At 43.6% G+C, this 13,898-nt stretch carries 1 protein-coding gene; it reads left to right on the top strand.

Going from position 1 to position 13,898, the window contains the following annotated elements; translation table 11 throughout:
• Positions 1-248: 248 nt before the first annotated feature.
• Positions 249-13,871: a SpaA isopeptide-forming pilin-related protein gene (locus VIG27_RS02065; RefSeq protein ID WP_394524838.1), complete on the top strand. Its 13,623-nt coding sequence runs from the start codon at positions 249-251 to the stop codon at positions 13,869-13,871.
• Positions 13,872-13,898 lie beyond the last annotated feature (27 nt).

Consider the following 13,898-nt stretch of genomic DNA (forward strand, 5'->3'; position numbering starts at 1 on the left):
TCATTGAACCAGCAGCATGGGTATCCTGGGATTCTAGTGTTTATGGAGCAGAAGCAAGTTCTAGGGGTTACACGCCTACTGGACTTATGTATGAAACTAAATGGATCAATTTAAAGGATAATGCAGGTTATGTATTTCCAGCAGGAGCTAAGCAATATCTGGTTGAAAATAAGCAAAATAGTAATGGCGCCTTTAGCGAGTTTGACAAAACCTTTCTATATTGTGTACAAGGTCATACAGAGAATGCCATGATATACCTTGGAAGCCAGGCATTTCTTGATAATTACTGGACCGCAGATAAAAGGCCACCATTATTTCCAAAAAAAATAGGAGATGAAAAAAGAGAAAAATTCAATTTTTTAATGAATGTATATGCTACCCACATGGGAAGCAATGACAGCATAGAAGCCTGTAATGATGCTAATGCTGGGACTTCCCAATACATTATTGCATCTATTATTAACTGGATTGCGGCAGATGAATGTGGCTTTACTGGTGACTGGGAACATGATATAAGTGCGTTCCGTGAAAGTGACAATTATAAGGCCGTGTTAATGCAGTTAAATCCCAATGCAGTCGGGGACCGCTCCATTTATAATCAGCTCTCCAATACGCAAGTGGCGCCAGAGTATGCAGCAAGAGGCTGTAAGAACTGGGCTGAGTGGACCTTTGGTAATGTATGGGATGCAGCTACTATTACTAAGGACTTTGAAGAAGATTCCGGTGAAACCGTTTACTTTGCTAAAATGGATCATCCTACGGATGCTTATACCATTACCATTCCATATCCTAATGATGTTGTAAAAGGTTATTATCAGAGACTATCTGCAAAAGACCTTTTTGGGGACTGGACCTACAGTGGACCAACGGACGCAGGTCTTGTATTTACTTCCCTATCTGGTGATGTACCTGATAATGGGCAAGGAATTGGAACTCTTTATTGGGCAAATCAAAGTCAGGTAGGTGCTACCTTAGCAAAAGATATCGGTTCGGCCCAACTTGCAACTTTTAAGTTTTATACAAGAAATCCTAATAGTAAAGATGGAAGTTATGCTTTTGATATTTCTCAGACATACTTTGCAGCCAAGATGGATAAAGACTTAGAGGTCCATGTGCGTATTGGATCTGGAGGATCAGGAAAAGTACAGCGTTTTAAACATACAGAAGGATTTGGTGCCAGTTATAACGTGGGTATTCTGAAGTTTGATTCTGAAACAGGAAAGCCCTTGGCCGGTTCTCATTGGGATATCTTAGAAAAATTCGATGATTCCCAGCTTGACAGCACCGATCTGGATTTAGAGAGTCCAGGAGATTACTCTTCCAATACTGGCTCATTAACCGGCGCATCATGGGAAGAAGATGAAGGAAGCGATGAAGATCGAATTTCTACAAACTACAGTGGAGACATGGGATTAAACGATTCCGAATCGAACTTATATAACCAGGCCAATTCCTCCAGTTCCCAGTTTGAACGATGGACAGACCCGGAAAATGATCCCTGCAACGCTGATGAACATATTACAGATGAAAACGGAGAACTCCATTACGTTGACTCCCAGGGAAATATTCATCGTAAAGTCGCTCATTCCGATGCAAGAAGCTATACCTATGAAAAGGGCTATTGCAGTGGCCATCCGGCCCCTGTCGTAGAGTATGAAGAAGTCCCGGAGCCGGAATATGACGAAGAAACCGGAGAGCAGACCAATGAGGATGAGATCGAAGCGGTAGAAGAATATAACCAGCAGCTTCATGACAGTGCATGGGCCGAGTGGCTGGCCGGGGTGGAAGAGTGTGAGCGGTTAGTGGAAGAAGGTGGTTTCTTTCATGCCATTGATCCAACTGGAAAGACCCAAAAGGAAGCCTTGGAAAAGGACCGGGATCAGTTCTACAAAGACTTCATTTCCTTAACCTATGAATACTCTGCAAAGGAAACGACCCCAGCACCTGGCTATTCTCTTCACGGAAGTCATCCGGATGATATTCCTCTGGAATGGCGAACTGTATCATCAAGTGAATTTAAGAGCTATCAGTCTTCCGGCATGGATCACACCGGGAGTTCGGAAGATGGACCGGACATGGAAGCGGACTCTATATCTTCTGGTACACCTCTCGAACAGCAATCAACCCCAATCTCCAAACAGCAGTTTCTTATGGGATTTGGTGCATTGGATCAAGTAACTCCAAATGATCAGAAAGAAGTTATTATTTCCAGTGACAGATCAGAGGAGGAAATACCAGTAGAACATGATACCGAGGCTCCGTCTGAAGCAAATACTGAAACACAATCGGAAACCGGAGCAGAAACACAGCCGGAGATAGAAGAGGAAACACAAAAGGAAACCGAGGCAGAAACACAGCCGGAGACAGAAGAGGAAACACAAAAGGAAACCGAAGCAGAAACTCAGTCAGAAACCAAAGGTGAGGTACCGGCAGAGACAGAGACAGAATCAGAGACCCTGGAAGAACCCAAAACTGAAATACCACCAGAAACAGTAAGTGAGAATCTACCAGAAGCCATTTCAGAGACACAGGTTATGGAACTTCCAGAGCCTGTAAAAAAACAGAAGGCAACCCCTTCTCAGGTAGAAGTCGTCAACGGTGGAATCTCTTTTACCGGCTTTTTTGAAGGAGTCAAAAATAGCGTTCAGTTTCTGGCAAATAAGACAAAAGCACTTTTCCGCTTATCAGATGACGATGATGGGGATAGAGGCGGATCATCATCACTTTCCTCTCTTCCGGAATCTACGGAAACAAGCCGAATAAATCCCCTTGAATCATCCATCAAGGACTGGACCTTTATCGCTTATGATCATCGAACAAAAGGAGAAATCCACTTTAATAAAAAAGATATGGATTTAAAGGCTGGGGAATCTGATTCTTTCAATGCTTATGGGGATAGTCAAGGTGATGGAACTTTAGAAGGAGCCGTTTACGGATTGTTTGCGGCAACCGATATTTTTCACCCGGATGGGCATTCCGGTATCCTCTTTAAAAAGGACAACCTGGTATCCATAGCAACAACTGACCGAAACGGAGATGGAAGCTTTCTGGCTATTACTCAGGCTCCTGGCTATACATTTAATTATCAAAACGGAACAATTGTAAAAACCTCTGATGGCTGGGCAAATTCTGCACCAACGAACCTTTACACTGCGATGGGAAAAGCTATTGGAAAGGAATCTGATATGGAACGTTTTAGCGGTCACACAGAAAGGGGAAGCAGCATTTCCCTTACGGACAGCCGGAACGAAACCTCAACAGGCTATGAAAAGCTTTCCTCCAATCAGGGAAAGGACGGAACAGGAGAAAGCAACCATTCCTATCCTATCAAGAACAACGAAGCATTAAACGGCAATTGCTGGATCGGTCAGCCTTTGATTGTCAATGCGGATGGAACCCAGTATTACATCAAGGAACTGACTCGTTCGGAAGGCTATGAACTTTCTGTTTATGGAAAGGATGCAGCCGTCAGCAACAAGGAGGCATTTGAAGCCGGTGGAAATCCTTCGGCAGAGGGAACTGTATCTGCCGGAAGCATTGGAATCGACAGGGTAAAGCATGTTAATACCTTTACGGTAAAAAGTAATGGAACGATAAACGGATACCGGATCTATGCACAAAATATTCCGGAGGGAGCCACGTTTTATATTACCAGAAGTGAGGTTGTAGAAGATCCAAAGGGGACGCATACGGAATATGTGACCAGGGAGGAAACCGCCCTGGCAGAAGAAGCCGGAGCAAGAGTCATTATAAATGGTTCCAGCGTGGAAGCGAAAGCAGGGGATACGGTAACACTTCCCAATGGTGAAAGTGCCGTAGTAAGCCAGGTTTCTGATCCGGAGTATGATTACACTTCAGTCCGCCCGGATAATGCCCTCCGTTATACCATTCCTACCTTTGAGGATAAGAAGAATACAGAGGATCTAATGGAAGATGCCAATGAAGCACTGAAAATAGCTTCCTTTAAAGAACCGGATGAGGGTGCCCCCTGGATTTTGATTCCCCTGGAGGGAGAAACCTTTGAAGAACAGGCAAAGAGCCTCTATGAAGGAATGGAAGAAGCCGGTCTTTCCGTTTTTAACTGCTTGCGAGTGCAGGATGTCACCGATGGAAAAGCCGTGATTCGTTACTCCTACCGGGTAGGAAATTCTGTATCCTCCGGTGTTTATGATGAAGTAAACAAATTGACTTATATCAAGAAATCTCTGGACTACAAGATTAATGGAACTGAGGTTTCTGGCTATATCTATGTTCCATACACCTTGGACCAGTTAGCAGATTATAAAGAAAATGGAAACGGATTTCTTACCTTTGCAAAAGTAAGAGCAGGAGAACTTTCAAAGAAACAGGCAGTATTCCCGGAGGATCTATCTGCAATTACGATCAAAGAAAGCCCGGAACACACTTACTGGGTGTATGGCCAGGGAGAACCGCTCCGGAATAATGATGGCAGCATTAAGAAAATTATGGTGGAAGAAGAAGTTCAGGTTGCGCCAGGATATGAACTGAAGGATGTGGACACCCCGGTAGCCGCTATATATGACGGAAAAGGCTATACCATTAATGCAGGGGGAGAGGAAGGGAATGCTTCTACTGATTATAAAATCAAATATGAGGATACTTTTGTAGAAGGGTCCAATATCACGCCAGAGGAATATACCGGTTATTACGGAAATATTTCTGTATCTCCCAACATGTCCGGTGCCGGAACTTTTATTGAAACAGTGACCCTCCGGTATGGCTGGAACCAAATTTATTCTGACGGAGGAACTCGTAATAATAATATATCCGTTGAGGAGCGCCCCATCCTTCAGAAAATCAAGATCACAAAGGACATCTCTGTAAAGGAGGATGGCACTTATGAAAATAACACGTATGCGAATACCGACATTGAAGATCATTACACTGAAAATGGAGGTGGAACCGGAAATAATGCAAAGTATTTAAAGAACTTCCGGTTTAAAGCGTATTTAAAATCCAACTTAGAACGGCTTTATCGGGCCGAAGATGGAACCATTCTCTGGCAGGACCGGAATGGAAATCCGGTGGATATCAAAGCATACCGGAACACATTCCCGGAAAAGGTGCAAAAGGTCTATACAAACGTAGACCACCAGACTAATCCGCTTATAAAAGATTCCAATAAAGCAGCCATTGCCAACAAGGAACTGTACGGTTTTTCAAATGGTTTAATTAATGCAGAACAGAACAATGGATATACGGCAGTCCTGGAAAAAACGATCCAAACAATCAAAGATGAGGAAGGAAAGGAAATATCCGTCAGTCGTTACAACTATGAAAAGTTCTTTGATGCCATAAAAGTGGCCAATGAAGACCGGTGGGACCGAACAGACAATGACAGCACTTCTTTTAAGCCGTTTGCCTGGATTAAAAAACTCCTGTTTGGAACCGGTGGAGGGGAGACACAGTATCCAGCAATTCATAACAATCCAGACATGAAAAACAGTATTAACACCTCTGAAGAAGCTGAAAACAATTCCCAGCGTTCGGATCATGTCCGCCAGTTTGCCATCACCTGGTACTTGGATGATGAAGTTGCAAAGCTTGTAAAGAAGAATCCGGCTGGAGAAACCGAAGGCATCGCAGGAAGTGAAACGTATTCTGATGAAATTTATGATAAGGCGTTGTCCGAAGCAATTAAAAAGGCAGAGAATTATTTAAAACCATTCTTCAGCTATGACCTTGATGAAATTTATTCCATTGCCTGGGACAGCGAAGCAGAGGGAGGAAAGGACAAAGATACAACGACCCTAAGCGCCGACCAGGAAGATGCAGAGGCCCGGTATTGTTACGGAGTATCCGAATATCTCCCCTACGGAACCTATGTGGCCGTAGAACAGCAGCCTTTTAACAAGGATTTGGGGGATCTTTTCAATAAGCATTACAAAACAGATGCCCCGAAAGAAATTGAACTTCCCTCCGTCTACGAGGAAGGAAAATCCGGATCAGACAAAACCCCGGAGGAGTTGGCCATTTATTACCGTTATAACGAAATGGATACTGTTTCCCAGCTTTCTTCCAAATACCACATCCGATTTAATGAGGAATGGCCTGGAGAGAGTGCAGAGGACAAGCGAACGTATGTGATCCGGGCGCATAGCCGGTTAGGAGATTATGAGATTTTTCCTTATGGTCTGGACCTTCAGGCAATTTCCGGTTCCGCTGCTGGTGATCCTTCCGGAAAAGGACATTTTACCATCACGCAGGAAAAAAACGATCCGGGAAAAGATTATTACAATACCATGGTTGATCCGGTAGAAAACGGAGGAAATTCAAATAGCCATTACCAGGGCGATGATGGAAATGCCGGAAAGGAAGCCCCTAACGGCACCACCTATGAAACCGATGGAGTGGAAAAAATATACCACTATGGATCAATATCAGAAGATAAGCAGATCTATGATCAGGTTGCATTTCCTGGTGAAAAAGGAGAAGTCCATAAGGATCATGTGACTGCCATGGAAGGGATGCAGACCGCTTATGATGGCAAATATGCCTCTATGCTGGTTCCCTGGACGGTTACGGAGCCAGCGGATGAATTAACTGATACCAAACAAAATGAAAATGGTACATCAAGCTATAAAGGGTATGGTTATCGGAAATTTACAAATACCTTTTATACAAGCCGGTTAAGAATCGAAAAACTGGATTCGGAGACCGGAGAAAACATCTTACATGACGGTGCCTTGTTTGCCCTCTATGCCGCTTCCAGAGAGGATGGAGAGACGACAGACGGCCTGGTAAAGTTCTATGAGACAGATACCCGCATCAACGGCTCTAAGGAGTTTTTGACAGCCATGGGAGCGAAAAAAATCAGTAAGATTGGTGCCACATGGACGGGAATCGTTCCGGCAGGAACCCCAATCTGTGAGGAAACAAAGCAAGTGATTCTTGCCGATCAGGAAGGAAGAAGAACAGGACAGTTTGAAGCCTTCGCCACAACAAGAGATGGCCTACAGGCAAAGGAAGAGGATGAGACAAGTACTGAAAATCAGGATCAGAACACCGGATATCTTGTGACACCCCAGCCCCTTGGAGCCGGAAGCTATGTCCTTTGTGAAATCAAGCCTCCGGCAGGCTATGTGAGAACAAAGCCGGTAGCCATTGAAGTTTATTCCGATAAAACCACCTATTATCTGGACGGAAACCGGGATAAAAGAGTAGCGGCAGCAATCTATGAGAATCAAGGTGAAAATGAAACATTAAAAGAAGATACGGCCAGGATCTATGTAGCAAATACGCCCATTCGCCTAGAGGTATCAAAAATCAAGGATTCTAATCAAACGGTCACTTACAAAACTGATACCAGGCTGGAAGGAACGGAACTGGAATTAAAGAAAAAGTACGGGATGGAAAACCTGGAATTTGCTTACAAGAACGGAACTTATTTAGGCTATGCCTGGTACAAGGGAACCATAGAAACCCTTCAGTCCAGAAAGGATGCCGGTGAGGATGTGGAACTGGTGTACATAGACGGTGTGTTTGCCGGTTACGGTCTGATCTCCAGGCCCCTGGATACCGCCGATGATCAAAACCGTTACGTTGCCGGTGCAAAGATGACCCTTTATGATGCCATAGAGATCAAGGAAAATGGAGACAGCGGTGATTACGGATATGATGGTGTGGAAGTAACCAGGGACCGGAATAATAATGTGCAGTCCATAAAGGTAAAAAAGGGATACGCTGGAAATACCGTAGAATTTATTAAAAAAGACGATCCGGAAGAAAGCCTTGCAGGAGGAACCGGAGAAGGCACCTGGACGTACCAAACCATTGACCGGGGGGACACAGACATTCTTTTCTATTCCCTGGCCAATCTTACGGTAATGGAAACCGGTACGGATGGAACTGTTTACGGCTATGACAGGAATGGAACTAAGGTCCAGGCAAAAAATAAGGAATCCTTATTCCTCCTAAAAGCAGGAAAACCAGTCTTTGAGCTGGCCGGTGGGGATTTAACCACTGTCCGCTACATAAAGGCAGACAAGCGCCTAGAACTTCCTTTGGGAGCAACGCTTTATCATTTAGATGGAGAAGGAAACCGGGATGCATATGTCGATCCAACTACTGGAATGGCCTACTCTAAAGAAGGGGATAAGTTTCTGGTATGGCCGGTAAAGCTATCAAAGAATAAAACCGGAGCAATTATCGCCAGGGAAAAGATTAAAACCTACCGGATCGCTTCAATCAATGCAGACACAGATCAGGAGTATACTACCGGAACGTACCAGGGGAAAACCTTTATAAAGAGCATGAATCCAGTATTAAACGGCCACGGCTTACCGGAGTATTATCAGAAATCCAATAAAACCTATAAAAAGGGAGATCCTATTTATGACATTGATGGAGATTATGTTCGATACCGGTATGATGATCTCTTAGATGCTTTCAATAAGGCCGCTTACCGGATTAATGATAAGGCCGGAAAAGATGCCATTGGAAACGAAGAAGATACCACCGACGATCCGAAGCTCTATCATCGCCAGGGGGAAGCCAGGATAATAGAAAACTCCTGGACTACCGGAGATAAATATACAAACGATGATTTACGATTTGAGGTTACGGTTGGACAAGCAGATATGCTAAAGCGTGTAATTCCAGGAACATACATCATGGAAGAGGTAAAAGCACCTTCCGGCTATCGAAAAGGATTCCCCCAGGGAATTACCGTAGAGGAAACCAAAAAAGTACAAACCACCGGAATGGAAGATCCTAAGATCAAAGTAGAGATCACAAAGACCGATGCGGCCAGTCAGTACCGGATACCAATTATCAGTGACTACCAGAATGGCCTGATTGTGACAGAACCCAAAGGCTCTTACAGCTATAATCTGATCAACGGTGCACATCTGGCACTTTATAAAGCCAAAAGAGTTTCCACTACGGACATCCACACCTATCCCAAAGGTTATTACCTGGTCAAAGAAGAAAACAAACCGGCAGAGTGGACCGTAGAAAGTACGAAAAATAATGCACCGGTGCGGATTGTAGCTGACTGGATTACCGATGGAAAAGCCAAGTACTTTGAAGGAATCCCGGCCGGAGATTACATTCTGGAGGAATCAGAAGCAGCAACCGGGTATGTAAGAACTTCTATGGAGATAACGGTAAAAGCTGCCGGGGATGTTCAGACCATCAACGTAACCAATGATCACACGAAGCTGGAGGTCTATAAGTACTTCTTAGACAACAAGGGAGTTAAGACCCTTCTGCCAAACGATCATGCGGCTGGATTGGCCATATATGAAGCCAAAACAGACCAGGATGGAAACATTTTAATGGAAGGAGGAAAGCCCCAGTATGATGAGTCAAAGAAAGTAGATCAGTGGACCACAGACGATTTAAGCCAATACACAGAGTTGACGGAAAAGAGCAAGAAGCTTGTGGACCGCATGAAAGGCTTTCTTGGCATTACCGATAATAAATCCAGTTTCCTTACCGATTTTGAAGCCGCTTACCGGGAAAAGGGAGAAGATCTTACCTATCTTACCTGGTACACCAAAGCTGGAAAGCGGAGTGCAGAACGGACAGAAAGCAAACCAACTGGAAAGGGAGAAAGCATCACCCAGACCTGGACCACCGATACCGGGGCGGTAATCCGAATCACCATTTACCGGAACGTGACAAACGGTGCCCTTGACCCCAATGGAAAGCTGCCACTCAACTTTGAATACCAGTTTAACTACCAAGAGAATGAGGGAATAAAAACCTATGACACTTTACAGGGAATGCATCGTCTGGATTATCTGCCTCTGAATGCAGAAAAGGACGGGAAAAAGATCGGGGCGTATGTTCTGGTGGAAGAAAAAGTTCCGGAAGGATTTGAACCGGCTAATCCAAAAGCCATAGTCATTCACGAAACAGGAGCCATACAGCGAGTCAGCTTACAAAATGAAGAGAAGTTCATTAACGTCTTAAAGGTTGTCACAGATGGAACAAATCAGTACGCAGCCGAAGGAGCCGAACTTGCTCTATACCGGGCCGATGAAGCAGGAAATTTAGTAAAGGATGAAGCACACCTTATAGAAACCTGGATCTCCGGAACAGACGGACGCTACACCAAAGAAGACCAGTTTAATGACAAAATCATAGAAGGGTTTAAGGTTGGAGATTTAAAGCCTCACCGGATCAGCAAGGTTGCATATGGAACGTACTTCATCGTAGAAGTTACCCCGCCACCTTACATGCAGAAAGCAGATCCCGTGAAGATAGAAGTGGGAGCAGAAAAGATTCCGGTTTACCGGATCACCAATATTCCTACTGTTGGAGCATTGGAAATTCATAAAAAAGCTTCTGATACCAATGAGGGATTAGAAAATGCCCGTTTTAAAGTAACCAACACAGATACGGGAACAGTCTGGTACATGACAACCGGCACTGAAGGAAACGCTGTTTTAAAAGAGCTCCCCGTTGGTGAAGTCCAGACAGATGGAACCATAACGCCTTATACCTATGTTATAGAAGAAATTTCCCCACCGGATTTTTACCAGATTTATGAGGGAAAAAAGAAATTCCAATTTGACGGAAAAGGGAACGAAAAAGAGATACTTTATTCCTGTGAAATTGAGAATAAACCAACACAAATATTTTTTAAAAAGACAAACTTTGATACAGGAATGGCTATTGAAGGTGCGAAGATAGCAGTGTATGAGGCAATAGCCATTGACGGAGAATATCAAAAGAATGGAGGAGCCATAGCAACGGTCCTTTCCGGGGAAGACGGCTTTACTCTAAAGAAAAAACTAAAAGCAAGCCAGGTCTACATCATGGAGGAGTTAAAGGCTCCGGCTGGATATGCTGTGTCAAAACCAGTGATCTTTACCGTAAATAAAGCAGGAACAGGTATCCAGAATGTATCCAATAATTTTCATGTATTAAAACTTGCCAGTGAAAACGGAGCCATTGAAGCGCTTACCGTAACCGGCCGGGTACCGGTAAAGGTATATACCATTTTAAAGGATCTGGATACCGGCTATGAATTGCCCGCCTTAATAGGAACCGGAGAAAATCAAACCGTAACCGCCATGGATGGAATTACCGAAGGTCATTTATATGAAATCACAGAGTATACCAGATATTCGGATGGAAGGTCTGAGAAATCCTTTAAGGAAACCAGGCGGATCTACTTTGACGAAAACGGAACCTACACCTTACCTTCCAGGACGTACCTGGGAACCAGAGAGAACTTAACGGATGGGGAAGGAAACGTTCTGGCCAGCTGGGCAGTCAACGAGGAAAACCACGAGTATACGATTCTGAATCCCGTTGTGAAAGAAATACCAATAGCCAAAGTAACAAGCAGCATCGGGGCGGATTATGAAGCGGTGAAAGCAGGAAGTGTCATAAAGTACTCTATTACTTACACCAACACCTACGACCACCCGGCAGATATCCGGATCAAAGCGATCCTAACAGATGGACTGGAATATTTAAGATCTACCGATTATGGAACCGAGCAGAACGGAATTATCACATGGAATCTTAGGGATGTTGCTGCCCATGAAAGCGGTACCGTGGAAGTGGTCGCGACCATAAATGGAGAGACAGGAACACAGGCAAAAGCGTGGTTTGAAACAAAAGTAAATGCCGTATCAAAGCGCACAGCCCTGGCAAACCCCATTGTACCGGACGGATCTATTACCATTGTAAACAAGCTGACCGGTACCGGAATACCCGGTAGTACGGGGCACTCTGAAAGTCAAACCGATTCCTTTAAATACCATGTGAAGCTTACCGATCAGAATGGAGTTGTTTTAACTGGATACCAGGCATTTGGAGGCTCCGTGGAGGGGCGGATCAAGGGAGAGGGAACCATTACCCTGACGGGAGATGGATATATAACGTTTGCCGGACTCCCTTACGGAACCAAATATGAAATAAGCCAGGAATCAGCAGACAACTATGAACTGGAAGGAGGGACTATAACCGGAGAGATACAAAAAGCGTTACAGAGCGCCGTATTTAAAAATAATCAGGATGACAAAGTGATCCGGGAGCTTTTGACAGCTGGAGGGACTTATCAGTTGACAGAAACCACGATCTACAGTGATAAAAGCAATGTTACCACCGGGATATACCGGTTTACCATTAATAGCTCCGGCATGGTTGATAATGTAGATATGGAAGATAAGCCGGTGAATCTGAACTTTGTAAAGGTTGATAGAGACACCAATAAAATCATAAACGGCGGGAATTACAGCCTGATTGATAAAAATAGTGGAGAAGTCCTTCATGAATTTACCGTAGAAAATAGTACACCAGTCACAATTCCTTCAGAACTTATTACTCCAGGACAGGAATATGTATTCCGGGAAGATTTCCCACCAGAAGGTTATGCCTTTGAAAAGGAAATTCACTTTATTGCAGATGAAAATGGGATATCGGAAACAATCATTATGGAGGATAAGCAAACAGATATTAGCATTATAAAAATAGATGAAGAAACTGGTGAACCTCTCACCGGCGGACGTTTTGTAATCAGGGAAAAGGAAACCGGCAAGGTTATAAAATCCTTCTCCCAGGAAGGAAAGTCCTGCCAATTAAAAGGGATTTTGATCGCAGGGAGAACGTATGAGTTAATTGAAGAGGAAGCTCCGCCTGGCTATGCCTATACCCAAAACGTGGAGTTTACGATTCCCAGGAAAGCTGTACCCCTTAAAATAACAATGACGGATAAAATGACAGAGGTTGTCATAAAAAAACTATCATATAGCAGCTCAGAAAGTACCCCGTCACAGGCGGAAAAGCAAATGCCGGGAAATACCCTGCAAATATTAAATGAAGATAAATCCCCAGCTAAGGCAATAAGAAATGCCTCATATGTAAACGTTGGAGATAATCTTATTTTTCAAACGTCAGATCAATTTGAACAAATCAAAGGGCAGTTGATTGCCGGAAATAAATATTGGCTGCATGAGATACAGCCTGCAAAAGGATTCTCTTATTCGGAAGACGTCCCTTTTACTGTTAATAAAAATGGCAGCAGGGATACAGTAATCATGATCAATCACCCAACACATATGATACTGTCAAAAAAGTCCATAACAGGCCAAAACGAGCTCCCCGGCAATCAGATGAGTGTTAGAAATAAAAGTGGATCTATTGTAGATGAATGGATTTCTACAGACCAGCCTCATCAGATAATTGGTGATCTAAAAGCAGGAGAAACCTATTATTTCTGTGAGGAAAAGCCCAAAAGCGGATACGCATATTCAGAACCTGTTACATTTACTGTAAAACGTAATAATAGTATTACCATGGCAGAAATGAGAAACGACACAACAAGAATAAAAATTTCTAAAATTGATGGAAAGGGGAAAATGCTGGAAGGAGCAGTTTTGCGCATTCTGGACGAAGCGGGGAATGTAATAGTAAAAGACTTTATAACCGGTATGGAAGCGGTCAATATAAATGGAGTCCTGGATGCTGGCAGGAAGTACATTCTTAATGAGGTAAAAGCACCAGAGGGATATCTTTCCGCTCCTGATGTAGAATTTATCGTTCCCAAAGAGGCAAAACAGCTGGATGTTTTTATGACGGACTTAAAGGTTCCCGGAACCAAAGGAAATGATCCTGAACCAGTGCCACCCCCACCCCCTGAACCTGATCAGCCTGAAAATAAGGTTAAAGTAGGAAAAATTACAGCAACATACGTTAAAGATCCTTTTAATCCTGCATGGCTGGAATTAATTTACGGAAAAGTAAAAGGAAAGCGGGGGGAGAAAACAGGAGATAATACTCCGGTTGTATTCTGGATCTTCGGAATATTGATTTGCCTTTCCGGGGCATTTATTACATTGAAAAGTGGAAAGCACAGAACAAATAAAACGGATAGTGACCTTAGTAAATGAAGCTAAATCATATATTATCTAAAAGTA

The sequence above is a fragment of the Lacrimispora sinapis genome, assembly GCF_043633585.1.
Classification (GTDB): Bacteria; Bacillota; Clostridia; order Lachnospirales; family Lachnospiraceae; genus Lacrimispora; species Lacrimispora sinapis.

Excerpts from the sequence above, each read along its gene's own strand:
- VIG27_RS02065 (WP_394524838.1), top strand. The coding sequence starts at position 249 with ATGATATACCTTGGAAGCCAGGCATTTCTTGATAATTACTGGACCGCA.